Source organism: Cronobacter muytjensii ATCC 51329 (assembly GCF_001277195.1).
GTDB classification, from domain to species: Bacteria; Pseudomonadota; Gammaproteobacteria; order Enterobacterales; family Enterobacteriaceae; genus Cronobacter; species Cronobacter muytjensii.
Genome location: NZ_CP012268.1, coordinates 2182080 through 2205771, shown reverse-complemented (window position 1 = coordinate 2205771; position 23692 = coordinate 2182080). Strand labels below are relative to the sequence as shown.

General features: G+C 60.1%; 23 protein-coding genes. 13 read left to right on the top strand and 10 right to left on the bottom strand.

The features are described 5' to 3' along the window. Positions 1 to 135 precede the first annotated feature (135 nt). The 3 genes from selD to AFK63_RS10190 all read left to right on the top strand — a co-directional run bounded on the left by selD (position 136) and on the right by AFK63_RS10190 (position 3531). Positions 136 to 1179, top strand: coding sequence for a selenide, water dikinase SelD (selD, locus tag AFK63_RS10200; RefSeq protein ID WP_038863410.1), 1044 nt, complete (start codon positions 136 to 138; stop codon positions 1177 to 1179). 3 nt (positions 1180 to 1182) lie between these two features. Further along, positions 1183 to 3129: a DNA topoisomerase III gene (locus AFK63_RS10195; RefSeq protein WP_038863407.1), complete on the top strand. Its 1947-nt coding sequence runs from the start codon at positions 1183 to 1185 to the stop codon at positions 3127 to 3129. Between the two features lie 123 nt (positions 3130 to 3252). Beyond that, entirely contained in the window at positions 3253 to 3531 is a 279-nt protein-coding gene (locus AFK63_RS10190; protein WP_007748161.1) for a DUF1496 domain-containing protein, read from the top strand. On the opposite strand, the gene AFK63_RS10185 is transcribed toward AFK63_RS10190, so the two are convergent. Both AFK63_RS10185 and xthA read right to left on the bottom strand, forming a co-directional pair. After that, positions 3491 to 3904, bottom strand: coding sequence for a pyrimidine (deoxy)nucleoside triphosphate diphosphatase (locus AFK63_RS10185; protein WP_038863405.1), 414 nt, complete (start codon positions 3902 to 3904; stop codon positions 3491 to 3493). The genes AFK63_RS10190 and AFK63_RS10185 overlap by 41 nt on opposite strands. Before the next feature lie 45 nt (positions 3905 to 3949). Then, positions 3950 to 4756, bottom strand: a complete 807-nt coding sequence (gene xthA / locus AFK63_RS10180; protein ID WP_038863404.1) for an exodeoxyribonuclease III — start codon at positions 4754 to 4756, stop codon at positions 3950 to 3952. Between the two features lie 440 nt (positions 4757 to 5196). Between xthA and astC the strand changes: the two genes are divergently transcribed. The 7 genes from astC (at position 5197) to ves (ending at position 12824) form a co-directional block, all read left to right on the top strand. Then, on the top strand, positions 5197 to 6417 hold the full coding sequence (gene astC, locus AFK63_RS10175) for a succinylornithine/acetylornithine transaminase (RefSeq protein ID WP_038863398.1): 1221 nt from the start codon (positions 5197 to 5199) through the stop codon (positions 6415 to 6417). Further along, positions 6414 to 7451: an arginine N-succinyltransferase gene (astA, locus tag AFK63_RS10170; protein WP_038863397.1), complete on the top strand. Its 1038-nt coding sequence runs from the start codon at positions 6414 to 6416 to the stop codon at positions 7449 to 7451. Before astC ends, astA begins: the two co-directional genes overlap by 4 nt. After that, positions 7448 to 8926: a succinylglutamate-semialdehyde dehydrogenase gene (gene astD / locus AFK63_RS10165; protein ID WP_038863395.1), complete on the top strand. Its 1479-nt coding sequence runs from the start codon at positions 7448 to 7450 to the stop codon at positions 8924 to 8926. Before astA ends, astD begins: the two co-directional genes overlap by 4 nt. Then, positions 8923 to 10248, top strand: coding sequence for an N-succinylarginine dihydrolase (gene astB / locus AFK63_RS10160; RefSeq protein WP_038863392.1), 1326 nt, complete (start codon positions 8923 to 8925; stop codon positions 10246 to 10248). Before astD ends, astB begins: the two co-directional genes overlap by 4 nt. A 9-nt stretch (positions 10249 to 10257) precedes the next feature. Beyond that, complete coding sequence (gene astE, locus AFK63_RS10155) at positions 10258 to 11217, top strand: succinylglutamate desuccinylase (RefSeq protein ID WP_053531573.1); 960 nt, start codon at positions 10258 to 10260, stop codon at positions 11215 to 11217. Positions 11218 to 11514: 297 nt separating this feature from the next. Then, complete coding sequence (spy, locus tag AFK63_RS10150; protein ID WP_038863381.1) at positions 11515 to 11997, top strand: ATP-independent periplasmic protein-refolding chaperone Spy; 483 nt, start codon at positions 11515 to 11517, stop codon at positions 11995 to 11997. 281 nt (positions 11998 to 12278) lie between these two features. Further along, positions 12279 to 12824 carry an environmental stress-induced protein Ves gene (gene ves / locus AFK63_RS10145; protein ID WP_038863379.1) on the top strand — a complete coding sequence of 182 codons (546 nt, stop codon included), beginning with the start codon at positions 12279 to 12281 and terminating at the stop codon, positions 12822 to 12824. On the opposite strand, the gene cho is transcribed toward ves, so the two are convergent. The 3 genes from cho to nadE all read right to left on the bottom strand — a co-directional run bounded on the left by cho (position 12821) and on the right by nadE (position 15573). Then, positions 12821 to 13696 carry an excinuclease Cho gene (gene cho, locus AFK63_RS10140; RefSeq protein WP_038863378.1) on the bottom strand — a complete coding sequence of 292 codons (876 nt, stop codon included), beginning with the start codon at positions 13694 to 13696 and terminating at the stop codon, positions 12821 to 12823. The genes ves and cho overlap by 4 nt on opposite strands. A gap of 68 nt (positions 13697 to 13764) precedes the next feature. Continuing rightward, positions 13765 to 14655: an aromatic amino acid DMT transporter YddG gene (gene yddG / locus AFK63_RS10135; protein WP_038863377.1), complete on the bottom strand. Its 891-nt coding sequence runs from the start codon at positions 14653 to 14655 to the stop codon at positions 13765 to 13767. 90 nt (positions 14656 to 14745) lie between these two features. Continuing rightward, the gene (nadE, locus tag AFK63_RS10130) at positions 14746 to 15573 is read right to left on the bottom strand and encodes an ammonia-dependent NAD(+) synthetase (protein ID WP_038863375.1); all 828 of its coding nucleotides are present in this window, start codon (positions 15571 to 15573) and stop codon (positions 14746 to 14748) included. Between the two features lie 254 nt (positions 15574 to 15827). Between nadE and osmE the strand changes: the two genes are divergently transcribed. Continuing rightward, positions 15828 to 16172: an osmotically-inducible lipoprotein OsmE gene (osmE, locus tag AFK63_RS10125; protein ID WP_038863374.1), complete on the top strand. Its 345-nt coding sequence runs from the start codon at positions 15828 to 15830 to the stop codon at positions 16170 to 16172. Between the two features lie 114 nt (positions 16173 to 16286). Here osmE and katE read toward each other — a convergent pair whose 3' ends face one another. Further along, positions 16287 to 18542, bottom strand: coding sequence for a catalase HPII (gene katE, locus AFK63_RS10120; protein ID WP_038863373.1), 2256 nt, complete (start codon positions 18540 to 18542; stop codon positions 16287 to 16289). Between the two features lie 211 nt (positions 18543 to 18753). Between katE and cedA the strand changes: the two genes are divergently transcribed. Continuing rightward, the gene (gene cedA, locus AFK63_RS10115) at positions 18754 to 18984 is read left to right on the top strand and encodes a cell division activator CedA (RefSeq protein ID WP_038863371.1); all 231 of its coding nucleotides are present in this window, start codon (positions 18754 to 18756) and stop codon (positions 18982 to 18984) included. A 159-nt stretch (positions 18985 to 19143) separates the two neighbouring features. Here the strand turns inward: cedA and AFK63_RS10110 are convergent, their stop codons facing one another. From AFK63_RS10110 to hxpB, 4 genes are all read right to left on the bottom strand, one after another. Further along, the gene (locus AFK63_RS10110) at positions 19144 to 20535 is read right to left on the bottom strand and encodes an L-cystine transporter (protein ID WP_038863370.1); all 1392 of its coding nucleotides are present in this window, start codon (positions 20533 to 20535) and stop codon (positions 19144 to 19146) included. A 135-nt stretch (positions 20536 to 20670) separates the two neighbouring features. After that, positions 20671 to 21261, bottom strand: a complete 591-nt coding sequence (locus tag AFK63_RS10105) for a metal-dependent hydrolase (RefSeq protein WP_007792738.1) — start codon at positions 21259 to 21261, stop codon at positions 20671 to 20673. Between the two features lie 113 nt (positions 21262 to 21374). Next, positions 21375 to 22130: a 2-dehydro-3-deoxy-D-gluconate 5-dehydrogenase KduD gene (gene kduD / locus AFK63_RS10100; RefSeq protein ID WP_038863369.1), complete on the bottom strand. Its 756-nt coding sequence runs from the start codon at positions 22128 to 22130 to the stop codon at positions 21375 to 21377. A gap of 184 nt (positions 22131 to 22314) precedes the next feature. Next, positions 22315 to 22983, bottom strand: coding sequence for a hexitol phosphatase HxpB (gene hxpB / locus AFK63_RS10095; protein WP_038863367.1), 669 nt, complete (start codon positions 22981 to 22983; stop codon positions 22315 to 22317). Positions 22984 to 23142: 159 nt separating this feature from the next. On the opposite strand from hxpB, the gene AFK63_RS10090 reads away from it, so the two are divergent. Continuing rightward, the gene (locus AFK63_RS10090; RefSeq protein WP_038863365.1) at positions 23143 to 23679 is read left to right on the top strand and encodes a YniB family protein; all 537 of its coding nucleotides are present in this window, start codon (positions 23143 to 23145) and stop codon (positions 23677 to 23679) included. Positions 23680 to 23692: the final 13 nt, after the last annotated feature.

Below are 23692 nucleotides of genomic sequence, written 5' to 3'. Positions count from 1 at the left end.
TGTCTGGATTGTGAGCAAAAGCGGCGCAATTCAGACAGCCATACTTACCACCCCGTCTTTCAGGCGCTACCATAAGCGCGCTTTATTTATCGAATGATAACGATCACCTGATTCTGACCAAACAAGGAGCGGTCCATGAGTGAGCAAGCGATTCGTCTGACCCAGTACAGCCACGGAGCAGGTTGCGGTTGTAAAATTTCCCCGAAAGTGCTGGAAACTATCCTGCACAGCGATCAGGCGAAGTTTATCGACCCCAACTTGCTTGTCGGCAATGAAACCCGCGACGACGCGGCGGTGTATGACCTGGGCAACGGCACGAGCGTTATCAGCACCACGGACTTCTTCATGCCTGTCGTGGACAACCCCTTTGATTTTGGCCGCATCGCTGCGACCAATGCCATCAGCGATATCTACGCGATGGGCGGCAAACCGGTTATGGCTATTGCGATACTCGGCTGGCCGGTCAACACGCTGGCGCCGGAGATCGCGCGCGAGGTGGTGGAAGGCGGGCGTTTCGCCTGCCAGCAGGCGGGCATCGCGCTCGCGGGCGGTCACTCTATCGACGCCCCGGAGCCGATTTTCGGCCTTGCAGTCACAGGCGTCGTGCCGACCGCGCGCGTGAAGAAAAACAGCACCGCCGAGGCGGGTTGCAAGCTTTTTCTTACCAAACCGCTGGGTATCGGCGTGCTCACTACGGCTGAGAAGAAATCGCTGCTGCGCCCGGAGCATCAGGGGCTCGCCACGGAAGTGATGTGTACCATGAATAAAGCGGGTGCTGATTTCGCGCAGATTGACGGCGTGCGGGCGATGACTGACGTTACCGGCTTCGGGCTGCTGGGCCACCTCAGCGAAGTGTGTCAGGGCGCGGGCCTGCAGGCGGAGCTCTGGTATGAGGCCGTGCCGAAGCTGCCGGGCGTGGAAGAGTACATCGCTCAGGGCACGGTGCCAGGCGGCACCAGCCGCAACTTTGCGAGCTACGGTCACCTGATGGGCGACATGCCGGACGCCTGGCGCAGCCTGCTGTGCGATCCGCAAACCTCCGGCGGCCTGCTGCTGGCGGTCGACCCGGCGGCGCAGGCGCAGGTGGAGGCCGTGGCGGCAGAGCATGGCATCACGCTCAGCGCGATTGGCGAGCTGAGAACCGCGCGCGGCGGCCGTCCGATGGTGGAGATTCGCTGATCGATGCGGTTGTTTATTGCCGAAAAGCCCAGCCTGGGGCGCGCCATCGCCGACGTGTTGCCGAAGCCGCATCGTCGCGGCGACGGGTTTATCGAATGCGGAAATGGCCAGGTCGTGACCTGGTGCGTTGGCCACCTGCTGGAGCAGGCGCAGCCGGACGCCTATGACAGCCGCTATGGCCGCTGGAATCTCGCCGACCTGCCCATCGTACCGGAAAAATGGCAGCTTCAGCCGAAGCCGTCGGTGGCAAAGCAGCTGAACGTCATTAAAAAGCTGCTTGGCGAGGCGCAGGAAATCGTCCACGCAGGCGACCCGGACCGCGAAGGGCAACTGCTGGTGGACGAAGTCCTCGACTATCTGCAACTGCCCGCCGAAAAGCGCCAGCAGGTACGCCGCTGCCTGATTAACGATCTCAACCCGCAGGCGGTGGAGCGCGCCATTGAAAAACTGCGCGAGAACCGGGAATTTGTGCCGCTCAGCACCTCGGCGCTCGCCCGCGCCCGCGCCGACTGGCTTTACGGCATCAACATGACGCGTGCTTATACGCTGCTCGGGCAAAACGCGGGCTACCAGGGCGTGCTCTCGGTGGGCCGCGTTCAGACGCCGGTGCTCGGCCTGGTGGTGCGGCGTGATGAAGAGATTGAAAACTTCGTCGCCAAAGATTATTTCGACGTCAAAGCGCATATCGTCACGCCCGCGGATGAGCGCTTTACCGCGCTCTGGCAGCCAAGCGAGGCCTGCGAGCCGTATCAGGATGAAGAGGGGCGGCTGCTGAACCGCGCGCTGGCGGAGCATGTCGTCAGGCGTATCGATGGCCAGCCCGCGCTTGTCACCAGCTATAACGACAAGCGTGAAAGCGAGGCCGCGCCGCTGCCGTTCTCGCTCTCCACACTACAAATCGAGGCTTCAAAGCGCTTTAACTTAAGCGCCCAGACGGTGCTTGATATCTGCCAGAAGCTCTACGAAACCCACAAGCTCATCACCTATCCGCGTTCCGACTGCCGCTACCTGCCGGAAGAACACTTCGCGGGCCGCCACGCGGTGCTCAAAGCGATAGGCGTGCACGCGCCGGATCTGCTGCCGCAACCGGCGGTCGACCCGGCGCGCCGCAACCGCTGCTGGGACGATAAAAAAGTCGATGCCCACCACGCCATTATTCCGACCGCGCGCAGCGCGCCGGTGTCGCTCTCTGACGGCGAGGCGAAAATCTACGGGCTTATCGCGCGCCAGTATCTGATGCAGTTCTGTCAGGACGCGCAGTTTCGTAAATGTGTTATCGAGCTTGATATCGCAGGCGGCAAATTCATCGCCAAAGCGCGCTTTCTGGCGGACGCGGGCTGGCGTACGCTGCTCGGTGCCAAAGAGCGCGACGAGGAGAATGACGGCACGCCGCTGCCGGTCGTCGCGAAGGGCGATGAACTGCTGTGCGAGCGCGGCGACGTTGTCGAGCGTCAGACCCAGCCGCCGCGCCACTTCACCGATGCCACGCTGCTGTCGGCCATGACCGGTATCGCGCGGTTCGTGCAGGATAAAGATCTGAAAAAAATCCTGCGCGCCACTGACGGGCTCGGCACCGAAGCCACCCGCGCAGGTATTATCGAGCTGCTGTTCAGGCGCGGTTTTCTGGAAAAGCAGGGGCGCTATATTCACTCGACGCCTGCCGGGAAAGCGCTGATCCACGCGCTGCCGGAACTCGCTGCACGCCCCGACATGACCGCGCAGTGGGAATCAACGCTGACGCAAATCAGCGAGAAACAGTGTCGTTATCAGGATTTCATGCAGCCGCTGGTGCACACGCTCTATACGCTGATTGACCAGGCGCGCAGCGCGCCGGTGCGCCAGTTCCGCGGGCTGGTGGCGCCGCAGAAGGCGCAAAAAGGGCGCGGGGGCAAGGGCGGCAAAAAGCCCGCGTTCCGTAAACGTGGCGGCGCGCAGCCTGCTGCGGAGTAAACCTGACGCGCGCCATAAACCTTATGCCCGCCTGGCCGATACTCTTTCAGGGAAAGCGCGACGCGCTATAGTGAAAGCAGATGTCGCGCTGCGGCGTCATCACGCAACAAGAGGGGATACAGGGTGTCAGTGAAACAGAGCTTATTAGCGGCGCTGGCGCTGCTTGCGACGCTGCCGGCGGGTGCCGACAGGCTGCGCCCGGATGTGCAGGTCAACGTGCCGGAAGAGGTTTTCAGCACCGGCGGCCAGCGTCCGCAGCAGTGCATTCAGTGCTGCGTCTATCAGGATCAGAACTACTCGGAAGGGGCGGTGATCAAAGCCGATGGCGTGCTGTTGCAGTGCCAGCGCGACGAGAAAACCCTCAGTACGAATCCGCTGGTGTGGCGTCGCGTCCGGACATAAACGCTTCCAGCAGAGGAATATCCGCCGGGGCGAGCGCATAGCCGAACGCCTCGCGCGGTTCACACCACACCAGCGCGCTATGACACAGCGCCTGCGGTTCGCCATCGAAATCTTCCACCCGCCATGCATGCAGCCGGATAACCCGTCCTGACACCTCACGCGTGTGGATTGCCACATACGCGCCGATGCGCGCCTCAATCGCCAGCTCTTCTGAAAGCTCGCGCGCCAGCGCCGCAGGCTGGCTTTCGCCGGGCTCCACTTTGCCGCCGGGGAATTCCCACAGGCCCGGCTGATCGCCTGTTGCCGGGCGCTGCGCCAGCAGCAGACGGCCCTCGCGCACAATAATCGCCGCCACAACGTCAATGATTTGCATGGTCAATGCCTGAAAGGGCGCCCCTTGCAGAAGGCGCCGTAAGAATCACAGCGAGAACGTCGCCCAGACGGGCGCGTGGTCGGAGGGTTTTTCCATCGCGCGGATCTCGTAATCGATGCCGGTCTCGACGAGGCGCGCCATCAGCGGGGCGCTGGCCAGCAGCAGATCGATGCGCAGGCCGCGGTTCTCGTCAAACCCTTTTGAGCGGTAGTCGAACCACGAGTAGCGGTCGTGGGTTTCCGGGTTAGCGTGACGGAACGTATCGGTCAGCCCCCAGTCCAGCAGGCGGCCCATCCACTCGCGCTCTTCCGGCAGGAAGGAGCATTTGCCGGTGCGCAGCCAGCGCTTGCGGCTCTCTTCGCCGATGCCGATATCCAGATCGGTCGGGCTGATATTCATATCGCCCATGATAAGCACCGGGTTGTCGTTCTTCAGCGCCGTGTCCAGGTAATGTTGCAGGTCCTGATAAAACTTCGCTTTAGCCGGGAATTTCACCTCGTGATCGCGGCTTTCGCCCTGCGGGAAATAGCCATTGATGACGGTAATATCGCCAATAGCGGACGGGATTTCCGCCATGATAATGCGCCGCTGCGCCTCTTCGCCGTCACCCGGAAAACCGCGACGCACGGACACCGGCGTGGCTTTAGTCAGCAGGGCCACGCCGTAATGGCCCTTCTGGCCGTGATAGAACACGTTGTAGCCCAGTTTCGCCACCTCTTCGAGGGGAAACATGTCGTCATGGACTTTGGTTTCCTGCAGGCCGATAACGTCCGGCTGATGCTGTTCCACCAGCGCAGCCAGCTGATGTGGGCGGGCGCGCAGGCCGTTGATGTTAAAAGAGATGAATTTCATAGTCGCGAACACACTGGATTAACAAGAGTGGCGCGATGGTATCAGAAAAAGCGTTCGCGCGTCTCCCGGACGGGCAAGGTTGTGACAATCGCTGTCAGCGGCAGCGTGTCGCCAGAGACGCACCATCATGGTGCCAGTGCCCTGAAAAGGGGCACCGTTTCATGACAAATCCCGGCTACGATCACAAATCCAGAACAATATTTTATGAATGCATAATCGCGCGGATTTTTTTACCGCACACGCCGCTTTGTCATAAAAGTATTCACTTTTTATGCAATTAAAGTGAATAGTGTTACTCCGTAAGTCATTGATTTAGCGTTCACGCCTGCCCGGTATGCATTTTCTCCTCTGGCTGGCACGAAGCGTGCAATCTACAGTAAGAGCGCAAACATCATTTCATTAACAAATACACAACCTTTTATTTACCGGACGAGGTCGCTATGTCGCAGTCAATTACCCGCCAGAATTTTGATGAGTGGATGATCCCCGTATACGCGCCGGCAGCGTTTATCCCGGTGCGGGCCGAGGGGTCTACGCTCTGGGATCAGGAAGGCAAGGAGTATATCGATTTCGCGGGCGGCATCGCGGTAAATGCGCTGGGACATGCGCACCCGAAACTGCGCCAGGCGCTGGAAACCCAGGCGGCGAAACTCTGGCATACCGGCAACGGGTATACCAACGAGCCGGTGCTGCGCCTCGCCAAACGCCTGATTGATGCCACCTTCGCCGACCGCGTCTTCTTCTGTAACTCCGGGGCCGAAGCCAACGAGGCGGCGCTGAAGCTCGCCCGTAAATATGCGCACGACCACTACGGTGCGCAGAAAAGCGGCATCGTGGCGTTCAAAAACGCCTTCCACGGCCGGACGCTCTTTACCGTCTCGGCGGGCGGTCAGCCTGCGTACTCACAGGATTTCGCGCCGCTGCCGCCGCAAATCAGCCATGCGGTCTTTAACGATGTAGACTCCGCCGCCGCGCTGATTAATGACGATACCTGCGCGGTGATCGTCGAGCCGGTGCAGGGCGAGGGCGGCGTGGTGCCCGCCACCAAAGCGTTCCTCCAGGGCCTGCGCGAGCTGTGCGACCTTCATAACGCGCTGCTGATTTTCGATGAAGTGCAGACGGGCGTGGGCCGCACCGGCTCGCTCTATGCCTACATGCACTTCGGCGTGACGCCGGATGTGCTCTCCACCGCCAAAGCGCTGGGCGGAGGCTTCCCGATTGGCGCGATGCTGACCACCGAGCGCTGCGCCGCGGTGATGGGCGTCGGCACCCACGGCACTACCTACGGCGGCAACCCGCTGGCGGGTGCAGTGGCAGGCGAAGTGCTGGATCTCGTTAATACCCCGGAGATGCTCAGCGGCGTGAAAGCGCGCCATGACGCGTTTGTCGAGCAACTCACCGCGATTAATCAGCGCCTCGGCCTGTTTAAAGAGATCCGCGGACTGGGGCTGCTGATTGGCTGCGTGCTGAAAGACGAGTATGCGGGCAAGGCGAAGGCGATTTCGCTTGCTGCCGCGAAAGAAGGCGCGATGGTGCTGATTGCAGGCGCCAACGTGCTGCGTTTCGCGCCTGCGCTCAACATCAGCCATCAGGAGATTGAAACCGGGCTTTCGCGCGTCGCTCGCGCCTGCGAAAACTGGCTGAAGGAGGGCGCATCATGATGGTTATCCGCCCTGTAACCCACGACGACGTGCCGGCGCTGCTGGGGCTTGCCGCCAAAACCGGCGGCGGGCTCACCTCGCTGCCGGTCGATGAAAAAACCCTCAGCGCGCGCGTCGAACGCTCGCTGCAAACCTGGCGCAACGAACTGCCGCCGGGCGATCAGGGCTATGTGTTCGTGCTGGAAGAGACCGACAGCCGCACGGTCGCCGGGATCTGCGCCATTGAAGTGGCGGTTGGCCTGAGCGAGCCCTGGTATAACTACCGCGTCGGCACGCTGGTGCACGCCTCAAAAGAGCTGAACGTTTATAACGCGCTGCCGACGCTATTTCTCAGCAACGATCACACCGGCAGCAGTGAACTCTGCACGCTGTTTCTCGACCCGGACTGGCGCAAAAACGGCAACGGCTATCTGCTTTCCAAATCCCGCTTCATGTTTATGGCCGCGTTCCGCGAGCGTTTTAATGAAAAAGTCGTGGCGGAGATGCGCGGGGTGATTGACGAATACGGCTATTCGCCGTTCTGGGAGAGCCTCGGCCAGCGCTTCTTCTCGATGGAGTTCAGCCGCGCCGACTACCTGTGCGGCACCGGCCAGAAAGCGTTTATCGCCGAGCTGATGCCGAAACATCCCATCTATACCCAGTTCCTTTCCGAAGAGGCGCAGGCGGTGATAGGCCAGGTGCATAAAGACACCGCGCCCGCACGCGCGGTGCTGGAGGCCGAAGGCTTCCGCTATCGCAACTATGTCGACATTTTCGACGGCGGCCCGACGCTTGAGTGCGATATCGACCGCGTGCGCGCCATCCGTAAAAGCCGTCTTGTGGAGGTGGCGGAAGGCCTGCCGGCTACGGGTGACGATCTGCCGGCCTGCATGGTGTCGAACGAAAATTATGACCATTTCCGCGTGATGCTGATCCGCGCCAGACCTGACGCCGACCGGCTGATTCTGGATGCCGCCACGCTGGATGCCCTGAAATGCCAGCACGGCGACCAGGTCCGCCTGGTGCGCCTTTGCCCTGAGGAGAAAGCAGTATGAGCATATGGATTAACGGCGAGTGGAAAACCGGGCAGGGCGAGGCGCTGGAAAAACGCGATCCGGTCGGCGGCGCGCTGCTCTGGCAGGGCAACGCGGCTGACGAGGCGCAGGTGACGCAAGCCTGCGCCGCCGCGCGCGCGGCGTTCCCGGCCTGGGCGAAACGGCCTTTCGCGGAGCGTCAGGCTATAGCCGAAAAATTCGCGGCGCTGCTGGAGGCGAATAAAACCGACCTGACGCGCATTATTGCGCAGGAGACCAGCAAACCGCGCTGGGAAGCGGCCACAGAAGTGACCGCGATGATCAATAAAGTCGGCATTTCGCTGAAAGCGTATCAGGTGCGTACCGGCGAGCAGCAGACGCCGATGCCGGATGGCGCGGCAACGCTGCGTCACCGTCCGCACGGCGTGCTGGCGGTCTTCGGCCCGTACAATTTCCCGGGGCATCTGCCGAATGGTCATATCGTTCCGGCGCTGCTGGCGGGCAATACGCTGGTGTTTAAGCCAAGCGAGCTGACGCCGCAGACCGGCGAGGCGGTCATGAAGCTCTGGGAGCAGGCGGGGCTGCCCGCAGGCGTGCTCAATCTCGTACAGGGCGCGCGCGCCACCGGCCAGTCGCTCGCTTCGCAGCCGGAGCTTGACGGCCTGCTGTTTACCGGCAGCGCCAGCACCGGGTATCAGCTGCATCGCCAGCTTGCCGGGCAGCCGGAGAAGATCCTGGCGCTGGAGATGGGCGGTAATAACCCGCTTATCGTCGAAGATCCCGACGATATCGACGGGGCGGTGCATCTGGCCATTCAGTCGGCGTTTATTACCGCCGGGCAGCGCTGCACCTGCGCGCGCCGCCTGCTGGTGAAGCGCGGCGCGGCGGGCGACGCCTTCCTGGCACGTCTGGTAGAGATTGCCGGAAGGCTGCGCCCTGACCGCTGGGATGCCGAGCCGCAACCGTTTATGGGCGGGCTTATCAGCGTCCAGGCGGCGGAGCGGGTGCTGGAGGCCTGGCAGGGCCATCTGGCGCGCGGCGGCAAACCGCTGCTGACGCCGGCGCTGGTGCAGGCGGGCAGCTCGCTGCTGACGCCGGGGATCGTCGAGCTTACCTGCGTGAGTAACGTGCCGGATGAAGAAATCTTCGGGCCGCTCCTGTGCGTCTGGCGCTACGATAATTTTGATGAGGCGATAACGCTTGCCAACGCCACCCGCTACGGGCTTTCCTGCGGGCTGATTTCGCCGGTGCGTGAAAAATTCGACCAGCTACTGCTGGAAGCGCGCGCGGGCATTGTGAACTGGAACAAACCGCTCACGGGCGCGGCCAGCACGGCGCCGTTTGGCGGCGTCGGGGCCTCCGGCAACCATCGCGCCAGCGCCTGGTACGCGGCGGACTATTGCGCCTGGCCAATGGCGTCGCTTGAAAGCCCGACGTTCGCGCTGCCGTCGTCGCTAAACCCCGGCCTCGATTTCGGCGCTAAGGAGCAGGCATGAAAGCACGCGAAGTTAACTTTGACGGACTGGTGGGCTTAACCCATCACTATGCCGGGCTGTCATTCGGCAACGAGGCCTCGACGAAGCATCGCTTTCAGGTGTCGAACCCGAAACTGGCGGCGCAGCAGGGGCTTGCAAAAATGAAAGCGCTGGCGGACGCGGGGTTTGCGCAGGCCGTTATCCCGCCGCAGGAGCGGCCGAATCTCGCCGCGTTGCGTCAGATTGGCTTTACCGGTCGCGACGAACAGGTGCTGGAAAAGGCCTGGCGCACTGCGCCGCATCTGCTCTCGGCCGCAAGCTCAGCCTCCTCGATGTGGGTGGCGAACGCCGCCACGGTCTGTCCTTCCGCCGATGCGCTGGATGGCAAAGTGCATCTGACGGTGGCGAATCTTAATAATAAATTTCACCGCGCCAGCGAAGCGCCCGGCACCGAACGGCTGCTGCGCGCTATCTTCCGCGATGCGTCCCGTTTTGAAGTTCACCCGGCCCTGCCGCAGGTGGCGATGTTTGGCGATGAAGGCGCGGCCAACCATAACCGTCTCGGCGGCGATTATGGGGAGCCGGGCGTTCAGCTCTTTATTTACGGGCGCGAAGAGAGCGGGGCGCTGGTGCCGGCCCGCTACCCGGCGCGCCAGACGCTGGAGGCCTCGCGCGCCGTGGCGCGGCTTAACCAGGTTTGTCCGGATCGTGTGGTGTTCGCGCAGCAGAACCCGGCGGTTATCGATCAGGGCGTATTCCATAATGACGTGATTGCCGTTTCTAACCGGCAGGTGCTGTTCTGCCACCAGCAGGCATTTTTACATCAGCAGGCGCTGCTGGAGGCGCTTGCTGATCGGGTGCCGGGCTTTACGCCGCTGGTGGTGCCCACGGACGCGGTCTCGGTGCAGGACGCGGTAGAAACGTATCTCTTCAACAGCCAGCTCCTGAGCCGCGACGACGGTACGATGATGCTAGTATTGCCGGAAGAATCACGCCGCCATGACGGCGTCTGGCGCTATCTGAATACGCTTCTGGCCGCAGATAATCCGATAAGCGAACTCACCGTCTTTGATCTGCGTGAAAGCATGGCGAACGGCGGCGGCCCGGCCTGCCTGCGGCTGCGCGTGGTGCTGACCGAGGCTGAACGCCAGGCGGTAAACCCGGCAGTGATGATGAATGACACGCTGTATGAGCGCCTCAACGTGTGGGTGGAGCGACACTATCGCGACCGGTTGTCGCAGGAGGATTTGGTCGATCCGCAACTGCTGCGTGAAGGGCGCGAAGCGCTCGACGAGCTGACGCGCCTGCTCGACCTCGGTAATGTCTATCCGTTCCAGCAGTAAGGAGTCGCTATGGAGGATTTTATTGCGCAGACCCTGCGCGGCGTGACGCCTGAGCGCAACACGCAACAGCGCGGCGGCGTGCGCGTCGAATGGCTGGACGAGGGCCTTATGCAGCTTACGCCGCAAGGGCATACGCGCGGCGCGCTGGTGGTGAGCGCGGGTATTCATGGCAACGAAACCGCGCCGGTGGAGATGCTGGCCGGGCTGCTCGCGCCGCTTCTGCGCGGCGAGCAGCCACTCGTCTGGCGACTGCTGGTGGTACTGGGCAGCCCGGCGGCGCTGCGGGCCGGACGGCGTTTTATCGATTACGATCTTAACCGTCTCTTCGGCGGGCGCTGGCAACACGCGACGCCTGGGTATGAAACTGCCCGCGCCGCGCGGCTTGAACAGGCGCTGGAGACGTTTTTCGCGGCGGGGAACGAACCGACGCGCTGGCATCTGGATCTGCATACCGCCATTCGCGGCTCGCAATTTCCGCGCTTCGGCGTGCTGCCGGCGCGTACCGCCGCCTGGCCGGAAGATTTTCTGACGTGGCTTGGCGATGCCGGATTAGAGGCGCTGGTGTTTCATCGCACGCCGGGCGGCACGTTCAGTCATTTTTCCTGCGAGCGTTTCGGGGCGCTGAGCTGCACGCTGGAGCTGGGTAAAGCGCTGCCGTTTGGTCATAACGATCTTAGCCAGTTCTCGCTCACTGGCCGGGCGCTGGCGGCGCTGCTTGACGGCTCGCCGCTGCCTGCCGCCGAAGCGCCGCGGCGCTTCGAGGTGGCGCAGCAGCTCACGCGGCGCAGCGAGCGTTTTGTGCTGCATATGTCAGGCGATACGGAAAACTTCACAGCGTTTAAGGCGGGCACGCTGCTGGCGGAGGATGGCGAGGAGCGTTATTACGCGCAGGATGTGGAGAGAGTGCTGTTTCCTAACCCGTCGGTCGCGTTGGGTTTACGCGCCGGATTAATGCTGCGGGAAATTTAATATATTGCGGCGCCAGGCGAGGCCGCAAAATATTGCAGAAAATTCTTATCGGTTTGCTTTATTTTACAGCACGACCTCTTTATACTGCGCTCACGATATCTTCACAATCAAGCAATTGTGATATTCCGGAAAGTTTCTCCTCTCTTTTTCCTTATTTTCTTCATAATTGCACAATAATTGTTTTTTACGCTTTCACTGTTTTACTCAGACTCTGACTTATTGACGAATCTGCCCGTAGAATTAATCTCGTCAAGGCGACAATCTGTTGCTGAATTAACTGAAAGTAAGGACAACATTATGCGTAAATTAACGGCTATCTTCGTTGCTTCTACCCTGGCACTTGGCGCGGCAAACGTGGCTCATGCGGCGGACGCTCCGGCGCCTGACGCGAGCGGCAAGCCAATGATGCAGCATAAAGGTCCACGCGGCCCGCATCACGATATGATGTTCCAGGGGCTGAACCTGACCGATGCGCAGAAACAGCAGATCCGCGACATCCGTAAAGCCCAGCGCGAAAAATTCGAGCGTCCTTCGCTCGAAGAGCGCCGCGCGATGCATGAGCTGATTGCCAGCGATAGCTTCGATAAAGCCAAAGCCGAAGCGCAGATCGATAAAATGGAAGCGCAGCACAAAGCCCGTATGCTGATGCATATGGAAACGCAGAACAAAATTTATAACGTTCTGACCCCGGAGCAGAAAAAGCAGTTTAATGCCAATTTTGAGAAGCGTCTGACAGAACGTCCTGCGCCTGAAGGTAAAATGCCAGCAGATTCAGAATAACCTCTGACTGGCTTAAGACCGCCGGTTTTGATCAGTGTCCTTTGGGGGCGCTGGTCAGAACCGGCGGTTTTCTTTTCTGGCGCCTCTTGCCACGTAGTTTCTGTTAGTTATCATTCCCCTTTGCCGCCGCGCTGCGCTTTTTTACCCGCCGGCGGTTTTTAGTATCCGCTACAGCAATCCTCTGGCGCTGCCGATAACCGAGTCAGGGAATTTATACCGATAATTTTCGCCGCGGCCCGGCCGCAGGCGATTTACGCATTACGCGTTTTCCAGGAGTGGGGATGGAGTTTTTTGACGTAAAAAAAATGCCGGTGAACCTGTGGCGCAACGGCGCAGGCGAAACCCGGGAAATCTGCTGTTTCCCGCCGAGCCGGGATTTCAACTGGCGCGCCAGTATCGCCTCCCTCGCCAGCAACGGCGAGTTCAGCGTCGTACCTCAGGTTGACCGCGTCGTAACATTGCTGGATGGCGGCGAAGTGACGCTGCACGGCGGCGGCGCGTTTCGCCATACCTTAAAACGCCACCAGCCGTTTACGTTTGCAGGCGAGCATCCGGTCCGCGCGGAACTTACCGACGGGCGCATGTCGCTGGATTTTAACCTGATGACCCGCCGCGATCGCTGTCGCGCGCAGGTGCGCGTCGCCGACCGCACGTTCACCACCCGCCACAGGCGCGGCGGTATTGTCTATGTGCTGAGTGGCGCGTGGCAGCTTAACGATAAACTGCTGACGGCGGAGCAGGGCGCGTGGTGGCAGGAGGGGATGCATACCCTTCGGCTGCTGAAAACCGAAGGGCAACTGCTGTTTAGCGAAATTACCTATCTTTAAGGCGCGTTGGCACCGATTTCGATAATGTCGTGCTCGCCGCTGATAAGCGGTTTGCAGAGGATGCGATAGCCGTCATTGTCAAAGCCCTGCGGCGCGCGTGAAATATTTGCGGCCTCGCTGAGCGACCCGACAGAGCCTAACCAGTACCAGTTATGGATGATATGGTACTGGGTCATCTCCCCGAACGTCTCCCGCAACCCCACCGGGCCGTTCCACGGCCAGCAGATAACCCGCATGCGATCGAGCGCGTCCATCAGGCGTGCGTTGTGCTCGTCCAGCGACTCTTTACCGCAGCAGGCGCCTGCGCAGCGCTTCAGCGCCGAGCGGAAACAGGCGCGGCCAGGACGCACCGATTCCAGCCCCAGCAGGCCGTAGCAGAGCTGTTGCTCATCGGCGATGGATTGCAGCGTACCGAGCGCCGCGCGACGGCTTGAAAAGAGACCATACAGCCCCGGCTGGTGGGAGAAATCAACGTCGCGGGCGTAGACCACTTCCGGCTTTTCGCCTTTGAACTGCAACGAACAGAGCTGCCGGTTGCGACGCAGACGTTTGTTGAACAGCGGCTGCTGCTCTTTAATCATCTGCGCTTCGAGGAGCAGCGCGCCAATTTCGCCCGCGGTGCGGATAAACGTGATGCGCCGCGACTGACGCAGCATCGAGGCTTCGTCGGGCGTGCGCAGGTGCGAGAGCACCCGGCTGCGAATATTGACGCTTTTGCCGATATAGAGCGGCATGGTTTCGCTTTCGCCATGAAACACATACACGCCAGGGTGTTTCGGCAGATCCTCAAGCCACGGACGCAGATGTTCGGGATATTCATAAATTGCCGCTTTTTCAAACTCCAGCCGCGGCGCGCCAGTACGCCTCACCACATCACTCTCCTGAATACTGTTTACTTATCCAGTCTATCAGGGAATGTGTGGTTGAAAAAGCGCCATTTTCAGTTCAGGTTGCGCGTCGCGAGCCAGCAGAGCAGGGAACCCGCCACGACCATCGCCACGCCCTGCCAGAACGCGAGGCCCGGCGCGAGGCCAAGCCACAGGCTCGCCAGCAGCGCCGAGAGCACCGGCGTGAAGTAAGAGGCGGTGGCGAGCAGCGTCATATTGCCGCGCTGAAGGCTGTAGTTCCAGGCGGCGTAAGCGGTTGCGGTGGAAAGCCCCATAAACAGCAGCTGCGCGACGGCGGGCGCTGAGGGTTGCATTGGCGGCTGGGGCGACAGCGCGTATTTCAGCCACAGCGCCGCGGCGGTTGCGCAGAAAAAGAGCGCTACGCCGTTCTGGCCGTTGCTCCAGCGGCGCGTCAGGTTGCAGTAAAGCGCCCAGACGATGGCGGCGGTGAAGGCGAGCGTGTAGGCGGTGGGGTTATCCTGCATATTGCGCCAGAGCGTCGCGGGTGACCAGACGCCGTCGCCGTTGAGCACCTGAAACACGCCCGCCATGGCGAGCAGCAGCCCCGGCCAGAGCCAGACACGGCTGCGCTGGCCGTTGATGAGCACCGCCAGCAGCACCGTCAGGCTCGGCCAGAGGTAGTTGATCATTCCAAGCTCCAGCGACTGCGCGCGGGTATGCGCCAGGCCAATCGCCAGCGCGAGGCAGATTTCATAACCGACAAACAGCAGCCCGCCGATAATTAAATAGCGGCGCGGCAGACGTTTTGGGTGAGTCAGCCCTGGCGACACCATCAGGCAGAGCGAGCTGACGGTATAGATAAGCGCCGCGCCGCCTACCGGGCCAAACGCTTCGCTGATGCTGCGAAATAACCCGACAGAAGTGCTCCAGAGCAGAATAGCCGCAAGGCCCGGCAAGGTGGCGCGCTGCGTTGAAACCGACATACATCATCCGTGAAAAAGGCGCTTTAGCGCGAAAAAGAAGAAACGCGGGGATAACGCTCCCCGGCGGACCGGAGAGCGCCTGAAGCGTGGTTATTGCTTCCAGAAGTCGTCGAAAATAGTGATCGGCGGGCGACGTTTGTGCTCGGTCTTCGTATACCAGCCGTCAATGATCTGGCTGATTTTCTCATCGACAGGTTTGCCTTCCAGGTAGTCGTCGATGTTGTCATAGGTCACGCCCAGCGCCACTTCATCCGGCAGGGACGGACGATCGTCTTCGAGATCGGCGGTCGGTACTTTCAGGTACAGATGCTCAGGGCAGCCGAGCGTTTTCAGCAGCAGTTTGCCCTGGCGCTTGTTGAGGCGGAACAGCGGGTTGATATCGGTGCCGCCATCGCCATATTTGGTGAAGAAGCCGGTCACCGCTTCGGCCGCGTGGTCGGTGCCAACTACCACCCCTTTGGTCATCCCGGCGATGCTGTATTGCGCTTTCATACGCTCGCGCGCTTTCTCATTGCCGCGAACAAAATCGCTCAGCTCAATGCCTGCTTCGCGCAGCGCTTTTTCACTCGCCAGCACCGCTTCTTTGATGTTCACCGTCAGCACTTTATCCGGCTGGATAAACGCCAGCGCGTCCTGACAATCTTTTTCATCAAACTGTACGCCGAAGGGCAGGCGCACCGCGATAAACTGGTAGCTCTGGTCGCCGGTTTCATCGCGCAGTTCGGTGATAGCAAGCTGGCTCAGTTTGCCGGCGAGCGTGGAGTCCTGGCCGCCGCTGATGCCGAGCACCAGGGTTTTCAGGAACGGATAGGTTTTCAGATAGGACTTCAGAAAATCGACGCTGCGGCGGATCTCTTCACTGGCGTCAATCTGTGGTTTCACCCCAAGCGCCTGAATAATTTCTTGTTGCAATGCCATTTACCCCTCCAGTCTTGTTCGCCTGCAACGCGCAGGCATTGAAACAGTGATTTGTTAAAGCTAACCCGTTGTGGGCAAAACGACAAGTTACGGACGCCCCGTGCGGCATCACGCGGCGCGATCGGCGTTTTTTGCGTCATACGTCGCCGCGCGGAGAATTCTCTTAATTTGGGCGTGTTTTGGGTAAGAGGTTGAAAAAATGCCTTTTATATTCCAGGCTTATCTGCACACGCTGAAAAAAAGAGGATGACACAATGAACAAGAAGTTTGCAGGATTTCTGAGTGCAGCGGCTGTAATGACCATGCTGGCAGGGTGTACCGCTTACGATCGTACCGCCGATCAGTTTACCCAGCCGGTGGTTAAAGATGTGAAAAAAGGCATGAGCCGTCAGCAGGTGATGCAGATTGCGGGTAAACCGTCTTCTGAAGTTACCATGATCCATGCTCGCGGCACCTGCCAGACCTATATTCTGGGCAGCCGCAACGGCAAAACCGAGACCTATTTCGTCGCTCTGGACGAAACCGGTCACGTGCTGAATTCCGGCTACCAGACCTGTGCCGAGTACGACACCGACCCGCAGGCGCCGAAACAGCAGTAAGACGCCACGCAGGCAAAGAAACCGGCTCCGGCCGGTTTTTTTGTCCCTGCGATTGGCGTCATAACGCCCATAAAAAACGCCGCGTCACGCGGCGTTTTGCTTGCCTGAAAGTGGTCAGGCCGGAATGGCGGCCACTTTCGGGGTGCGTGCCCAGACGCGGTGGCAGGCGAGCTGATGGATAAAATCATCCATAAAGCTTCCGGTGGCGTCATCGGCCTCCACAATGCCTTCTTCGCCGGTGTCCGGCACGTTCAGGCGGCTTTTCAGCGCACGCGCGTCGCCCATCAGGCCGATAGCCTTCAGATGTTTGTACGCCTCCAGCAGGTAGTATACCGCGTCGCCGTTATCGGAAAGGGCGTTTGCCGCACCGCCTGGCACTAGCACGGCGTCGACCGTTACCGACGGCGAGCCTGCGAAAGTCCCTGCGACTTCCAGCTGCGAACCGTCATCCGCCGTTACGCTGCCCATCCGGCTGTAAAGCAGTTTGGCGTGTACGCCGTGTGATTTCAGCGCCTGCAACATGGCGAGCAGATCGGCGGATTTCACCTGATCGTTAAGCAGTACCGCCACTACGCGCCCTTTCACGGTGCCGCCCGGCACGGCATACAGGCTCAGAGAGGGATCTTTTTTCAGCCCGTTCACATCTTTCGGCGGTGCCACATGCATCTGCTCTTCGGTAAGCGTGATACCGAGGTTACTGGCCACCGGATGCGCCAGCGAGATATCGATATGGCAGAGGTGATCCACCACGCGCTCGCGGATGTAGCTGCGCACGACTTTGCTGAGCTCAAAGCTGAAGGCATCAATGATATGTCGCTGCTCGACCGGCGTCTGGCTTTGCCAGAACAGACGAGGCTGAGAGTAATATTCGCCGAACGACGGGCTACGCTCGCGGATCTTATGGCCTTCGACACGGACCTGATGGCTTTCGAACCCGCCAGCCTTCGGCGCAGGCGGCGTCTCGCGCGGCCAGTTGTCGTTAATCGAGTTCGGCTCGTAGTTGGCCGGGTTAGTGTCGATATCCATCCGGTGCATGCCGTCGCGCTGGAAGTTATGGTACGGACAGGTCGGGCGGTTAATCGGGATCTCGTGGAAGTTCGGCCCGCCGAGACGGCTTATCTGGGTGTCGGTATAGGAGAACAGACGCCCCTGCAACAGCGGATCGTTAGAGAAATCGAGCCCCGGCACGATATGGCCCGGATGGAACGCCGCCTGTTCATTTTCCGCAAAGAAGTTATCCGGGTTACGGTTCAGCACCATTTTGCCAACCAGTTGCACCGGCACCAGCTCTTCCGGGATAAGCTTGGTGGCGTCGAGCAGGTCAAAATCAAATTTAAACTCATCGTCTTCCGGGATCAGCTGTACGCCGAGTTCATATTCCGGGTAATCGCCCGCTTCGATAGCTTCCCACAGGTCGCGGCGGTGGAAATCCGGGTCGCGGCCGGTCAGCTTCTGCGATTCATCCCAGATAAGCGACGCTTTGCCCGCCACCGGTTTCCAGTGGAAACGCACGAACGTGCCTTTCCCTTCGGCATTAATAAAGCGGAAGGTATGGATGCCGAAGCCTTCCATGGTGCGATAGCTGCGCGGGATGCCGCGATCGGACATCGCCCACATGACGTTGTGCAGCGTCTCAGGTTGCAGCGAGACGTAATCCCAGAAGGTGTCATGCGCGCTCTGGCCCTGCGGTACGGCCCAGTGCGGCTCCGGTTTCACGGCGTGGACGAAATCCGGGAATTTATGGGCGTCCTGAATGAAAAAGACCGGAGTGTTGTTGCCCACCAGGTCGAAAATCCCTTCTTCGGTATAGAACTTGGTGGCGAAGCCGCGAATGTCGCGCACCGTATCCGCTGAGCCTGCGCCGCCCTGAACGGTCGAGAAGCGCACGAACACCGGCGTGATTTTTTGCGGGTCGCTTAAGAAGGCGGCTTTGGTGATGTCGCTCAGGCTTTTATACGGCTGGAAATAGCCATGCGCGGCCGAGCCGCGGGCGTGGACGATGCGTTCGGGAATGCGTTCATGGTCGAAGTGCGTGATCTTTTCGCGCAGGATAAAGTCTTCGAGCTGTGTCGGGCCGCGGGTGCCCGCGCGCAGCGAGTTCTGATCGTCGGCGATACGCACGCCCTGATTGGTCGTCAGCGCCTCGTTCTCACCGCCCTTGCGGAAGGTTTCCAGCGCGCCGAGCTTATCGTTAGTTACCTGCGGGGCTTTAAGACTACCGGGCGCGGTGGGTTGCTCGCCAGGCGGGGTTGGCGCCGGAGCGGGGCGGTGGGAGCCGTCACCAGGCGCCAGCGATCCCATGCCCGGCTGGGACGACCGCGCGTCGTGGAACGGCGCTTCATGGTTAGGGCGTTTCTCATCGTTCGACATTGAACTCGTCTCCTTTCCTTTTTCTTAAGCAGTCGGATGGCTGCATGAAATGTAAGGTAACTATAGAACAGGCCTGAAGTTCTTGCGGAAAAGGCGACGGCGTAAAAACCGGCAAATGAACGGCGCAGCGCACGCAGGATGCGACGCAACGCCCTGCGATCCGCTATCATAGAGGTTTATCTTTTGTTTTCAGCCAGTGAATCCGACGCTTATGAAACCACTTCGTCATCAGAATCGTCCCGTTATCAGCTATGTCCCACGCGTAGAGCCGGCGCCGCCGGAGCATGCGGATCGCATGGAGGGATTCGACGATGTCTGGGTGCTGAAGGGCAAATATGTGGCGTTTGTGATGTCCGGGGATCGTTTTCGCCGCTCGCCCGCGTTCAGCACGCCAGAAGCTGCCCAGCGCTGGGCCAACCAGCTTAAACAGGATGAGGTATAGCGGGCGCAATGCATCGCCCGGCGCGACGCGCAAAAGAAAGATGTCGCCTGAGGCATAAAAAAGCCCGCCGTTGCGCGGGCTTTTTTGTGGCCTGAATGCGCCCCAGGCATAAAAAAACCGGCCACAGGGCCGGTTTTTGCGGGTATATCAATGACGCGATTAACGGTGCGCCAGTTCGGCTTCGTCGTCGCTGTTCAGAATGGTTTTATCCGTCTGCTTCAGCCACTGGCTGGTGAGCGTGCCGGCGGTCATGGAGCCGCTGACGTTGAGCGCGGTACGGCCCATATCGATGAGCGGTTCGACGGAGATCAGCAGTGCCACCAGGGTGACCGGCAGGCCCATCGCCGGGAGCACAATCAGCGCCGCGAAGGTCGCGCCGCCGCCCACGCCCGCCACGCCTGCGGAGCTTAAGGTCACGATACCGACGAGGGTGGCTATCCACACCGGGTCAAGCGGGTTGATGCCCACAGTCGGGGCGACCATCACGGCAAGCATAGTCGGGTAGAGTCCCGCGCAGCCGTTCTGGCCAATCGTCGCGCCAAAAGAAGCCGCGAAGGAGGCGATAGACTCCGGGACGCCCAGACGACGGGTCTGCGCTTCCACATTCAGCGGAATGCTGGCGGCACTGGAACGGCTGGTGAAGGCGAACGTCAGCACCGGCCAGACTTTGCGGAAATAGCGCAGCGGGCTGACGCCATTAACCGCCAGCAGCACGCCGTGCACCACGAACATAATGCCGAGACCCAGGTAAGAGGCGACCACAAAGCTGCCGAGCTTAATGATGTCCTGCAGGTTTGAGCTCGCCACCACTTTGGTCATCAACGCCAGAACGCCATACGGGGTCAGCTGCATCACCAGACGCACCAGCTTCATTACCCAGCTTTGCAGGGTGTCGATAGCCGCCAGCACGCGCTCGCCTTTTGGCGCGTCGTCTTTCAGCAGTTTCAGCGCCGCCACGCCCAGGAACGCCGCGAAAATCACCACGCTGATGATAGACGTCGGGCTCGCGCCGGTAAGATCGGCAAACGGGTTTTTCGGTACGAAGGAGAGCAGCAACTGCGGTACGGTGAGGTCGGCAACTTTACCGGCGTAGTTAGTCTGAATGGCGTTCAGACGCGCGGTTTCCGCGCTGCCCTGCACCAGACCTTCCGCCGTCAGGCCGAAGAGGTTTGTCACGAGCACGCCGACCAGGGCGGCGATAAGCGTCGTGAACAGCAGCGTGCCGATGGTCAGAACGCTGATTTTGCCCAGCGACGAGGCATTATGCAGACGCGCCACGGCGCTCAGGATCATCGCGAACACCAGCGGCATGACGATCATCTGCAGCAGTTGCACATAGCCGTTGCCGACAATGTTGAACCACTGGATAGAGGTTTTCAACGTCTCGCTGTCGGAGCCATAAATCGTGTGCAGCGCCAGCCCGAAGACCACGCCCATCGCCAGACCGAGCAGTACTTTTTTCGCCAGGCTCCACTGGGTGTGGCGCGTGCGCGCCAGCAACAGCAGCAGAACCACGAACGCGATAACGTTCGCTATCAGTGGAAGATTCATCCCCGTTCTCCTGATTTTTTTATAACCGGCATGGCCGAAATGGCATGCCTTTATGCCGCAAAGGGTATCAGAATCAAAAGAGAGGGCCTTATATCCAAATGGAATGGTTTATATCAAAACGCAATTTCAGTTTATTTACTGTTCCATCTGGTGATGAATAAAGCGGTTGAAGGTGTTCTGGAGCGAATTAATCGCAGCCGACGACCACTTCATCGCGCTGCTGTCGGTCATGCTCTGCGGCATCCAGACCGCCCAGACGAACAGCGCCATGCACAGCACCCGCTCCAGCTGATTGCCCTTTTGCGGATAGAGCAGCGGCAGGCGAAAACGCCAGCGGCACGGCCACAACAGCGGGACGCCGGCAGGCGTTATCATATCGGCGAGAATATGGCTCAGGTAGCCAAGCACCAGGCCCTGTAACGCGTCGGCAGGCAGGATCCAGGTTTCCGGCACTTTTAAGAGAAACAGCGTCAGCCCGCCGAAGACCGCCAGCAGGCTGTGCGTAAAACCCCGGTGCCCGAACATACGCGCCACGGGCTTTGAGATCCATTTTAGCCGCTGACCGAGAAACGACTTCGGGTGGTCGATATCCGGCAGCAGGCAGGTGAGAATGGCGGAAGGGATAATATGCCACCAGTCACCCTGCGCCAGCACAGGGGTCAACTCGGCATTTTTAGCAAATACCGCGCAGGCTATAGAAAAAAGCAGGTGGCCTTCCGCCGTCATGATAAAACCCTGTGACTGTCAATCTATCCAGTATAGGGTTTTTATACAGTAGAGAAAAGTGGTGACGGTGTAACACTTTGTCACCGCAGGCCCCGTGACGCCTCGTTTTGCGGCTAACGGGCGAGCCAGCCGCCGTCCACCGCCAGGGTGTAGCCGTTAACGTAATCGGACGCTGCCGAGGCGAGAAAAATCACCGGCCCCTGGAGATCCTCCGGTTTTCCCCAGCGTCCCGCCGGAATGCGCGCCAGAATTTCCTCATTACGGTCGGCATCTTCGCGCAGCGCCTGGGTGTTATTGGTTGCCATATACCCCGGCGCGATGCCGTTAACGTTAATCCCGTATGGCGCCCATTCGTTGGCGAGCAGGCGGGTGAGGCCAAGCACGCCGCTTTTCGATGCGGTGTAAGAAGGCACGCGGATGCCGCCCTGGAAAGAGAGCATTGAGGCGATATTAATGATTTTGCCGCCGCCACCCTGGGCGATGAACTGTTTCGCGACGGCCTGCGAGAGGAAAAATAGCGCTTTGAGATTGAGATCCATCACGTCATCCCAGTCCCGCTCGCTGAAATTCAGCGCGTCTTCGCGCCGGATAATCCCGGCGTTATTCACCAGAATATCGATCCGGCCGAGCGCGTCGAGCGTCTGCGTGACGAGCGCCTGCGGCGGCGCGCAGGCGAGATCCGCCTCGATGGCGACAAAGCGGCGGCCGAGCGCATGCACTTTGGCGGCGGTCTCAAGCGCCGGACTGCGGCTCACGCCCGCGATATCGCACCCGGCGGCGGCGAGCCCGAGCGCCATGCCCTGTCCCAGCCCGGTATTGCATCCGGTTACCATCGCCACTTTTCCGGCAAGCGAGAATTTATCCAGCATCTTCCGTTCCTCTTTGGCTCATCTACGCGCGCAGGGAGATCTCCCTTTCGCATTCACAGCAATGATAGGAGTCGGTGAACAAAAAGACAAAGCTGAATGAAACCCTGTTTTAAAAATATGACGGCGGGCGGTTTCTGGCGGGCATAAAGTGAAACCGCCGCCGGACGGCAGCGGTAAAAGAGGGTTAGCCAAGCAGATGCCAGGGTTCGAGTTCCGTCAGTGAATTGAGCCGCACGTTCGCCAGCGCCCAGCGCGCGTCGGCGCGGTTTTCTTCGGCGGGCACGACGATGGAGCGCATCCGCGCCGCTTTTGTGGCGATCATGCCGTTCACGGAGTCTTCCAGCGTCACGCAGCAGAGCGGATCGACGCCAAGCTTCGCCGCGGCGTCCAGATAAACCTGCGGGTGCGGCTTGCTGTAAGGCAGATGTTCGGCGGAGGCAAGCACGTCGAACTGCTCGCGCAGATCGAAAAGCGTGAGCACGCGCTCCAGCATATGCAGCGGCGAGGCGGAGGCGAGTCCCACTTTCAGCCCCTGCGCTTTACACAATGCAATGGCATCGGCCACGCCCGGCAGCAGCGGCCGTTTTTCTTCCACCAACGTTATCGCGCGGGTGATAATGCGCTGTGTCACTTCCGCAACCGACGGGCCGTTCCACGGCTGCTGCGCGAACCACAGCTCAACCACCAGATCAATGCGCAGCCCCAGCGTGTCGGGCAGCTCATGGCGGCGGGAGGTGTCGACGCCAAGCGTCGCCATCACTTCAAGCTCGGCCTGATCCCAGAGCGGCTCGGAATCGATCAGTAAACCATCCATATCAAAAATAGCGGCGAGGATCTGTCGCGGTGAAGACATCGTCTGTCACTCCTTATTTTTCGCGGGAAAGGATAATCAATAGCCGGAAAAGCGCGTTATGGCTACCGCTTTCCTGTCACGCGCCGGAAAGTTCAGGCGAAAAGGCGCCTCACGGGGTAAACTTAGGCGAATCTGTCGCGTCGCTATCAAGGGGAAAGCATGACGTATCAACAAGCTGGACGCATTGGTGTCTTAAAACGCATCGCCGGATGGGTGATTTTTATTCCTGCCACGCTCTCGACGATTATCTCCGTACTGAAGTTTATGTATGAGCACAGCGAAAAGCAGCCGGGTATTAACGCCGTGATGCTGGATTTCGCGCATGTGATGATAGAGATGGTGCGTTTTAACACGCCGTTCCTGAATTTCTTCTGGTACAACTCGCCGCAGCCCGATTTCGCGCGTCACGCCAATATCGGTTTCTGGGTTATCTATATTCTGATTTTTGTTGGTCTGGCGTTACAGGCGTCCGGCGCGCGGATGTGCCGTCAGGCGCGTTTTCTGCGCGAACATATCGAAGACAGCCTGATTCTTGAGCGCGCCAAAGGCGACGACGGCCTGAGCCGCGAGGCGCTGGAGTCGCGCGTTGTGGTGCCGCGCCACACGATTTTCCTGCAAATTTTCCCGCTGTATGTCCTGCCGGTGATTGTGCTGGTGTTGGGCTATCTGTTTTTCTCCCTTCTCGGGTTCCTGTAAGAGCTTACGCGCG

What these genes read in the sequence shown, in the direction of transcription:
- selD (WP_038863410.1), top strand. Translation starts at nt 136, where the DNA reads ATGAGTGAGCAAGCGATTCGTCTGACCCAGTACAGCCACGGAGCAGGT.
- AFK63_RS10195 (WP_038863407.1), top strand. Translation starts at nt 1,183, where the DNA reads ATGCGGTTGTTTATTGCCGAAAAGCCCAGCCTGGGGCGCGCCATCGCC.
- AFK63_RS10185 (WP_038863405.1), bottom strand. Translation starts at nt 3,904, where the DNA reads ATGCAAATCATTGACGTTGTGGCGGCGATTATTGTGCGCGAGGGCCGT.
- xthA (WP_038863404.1), bottom strand. Translation starts at nt 4,756, where the DNA reads ATGAAATTCATCTCTTTTAACATCAACGGCCTGCGCGCCCGCCCACAT.
- astC (WP_038863398.1), top strand. Translation starts at nt 5,197, where the DNA reads ATGTCGCAGTCAATTACCCGCCAGAATTTTGATGAGTGGATGATCCCC.
- astA (WP_038863397.1), top strand. Translation starts at nt 6,414, where the DNA reads ATGATGGTTATCCGCCCTGTAACCCACGACGACGTGCCGGCGCTGCTG.
- astD (WP_038863395.1), top strand. Translation starts at nt 7,448, where the DNA reads ATGAGCATATGGATTAACGGCGAGTGGAAAACCGGGCAGGGCGAGGCG.
- astB (WP_038863392.1), top strand. Translation starts at nt 8,923, where the DNA reads ATGAAAGCACGCGAAGTTAACTTTGACGGACTGGTGGGCTTAACCCAT.
- astE (WP_053531573.1), top strand. Translation starts at nt 10,258, where the DNA reads ATGGAGGATTTTATTGCGCAGACCCTGCGCGGCGTGACGCCTGAGCGC.
- spy (WP_038863381.1), top strand. Translation starts at nt 11,515, where the DNA reads ATGCGTAAATTAACGGCTATCTTCGTTGCTTCTACCCTGGCACTTGGC.
- ves (WP_038863379.1), top strand. Translation starts at nt 12,279, where the DNA reads ATGGAGTTTTTTGACGTAAAAAAAATGCCGGTGAACCTGTGGCGCAAC.
- yddG (WP_038863377.1), bottom strand. Translation starts at nt 14,655, where the DNA reads ATGTCGGTTTCAACGCAGCGCGCCACCTTGCCGGGCCTTGCGGCTATT.
- nadE (WP_038863375.1), bottom strand. Translation starts at nt 15,573, where the DNA reads ATGGCATTGCAACAAGAAATTATTCAGGCGCTTGGGGTGAAACCACAG.
- osmE (WP_038863374.1), top strand. Translation starts at nt 15,828, where the DNA reads ATGAACAAGAAGTTTGCAGGATTTCTGAGTGCAGCGGCTGTAATGACC.
- katE (WP_038863373.1), bottom strand. Translation starts at nt 18,542, where the DNA reads ATGTCGAACGATGAGAAACGCCCTAACCATGAAGCGCCGTTCCACGAC.
- cedA (WP_038863371.1), top strand. Translation starts at nt 18,754, where the DNA reads ATGAAACCACTTCGTCATCAGAATCGTCCCGTTATCAGCTATGTCCCA.
- AFK63_RS10110 (WP_038863370.1), bottom strand. Translation starts at nt 20,535, where the DNA reads ATGAATCTTCCACTGATAGCGAACGTTATCGCGTTCGTGGTTCTGCTG.
- AFK63_RS10105 (WP_007792738.1), bottom strand. Translation starts at nt 21,261, where the DNA reads ATGACGGCGGAAGGCCACCTGCTTTTTTCTATAGCCTGCGCGGTATTT.
- kduD (WP_038863369.1), bottom strand. Translation starts at nt 22,130, where the DNA reads ATGCTGGATAAATTCTCGCTTGCCGGAAAAGTGGCGATGGTAACCGGA.
- hxpB (WP_038863367.1), bottom strand. Translation starts at nt 22,983, where the DNA reads ATGTCTTCACCGCGACAGATCCTCGCCGCTATTTTTGATATGGATGGT.
- AFK63_RS10090 (WP_038863365.1), top strand. Translation starts at nt 23,143, where the DNA reads ATGACGTATCAACAAGCTGGACGCATTGGTGTCTTAAAACGCATCGCC.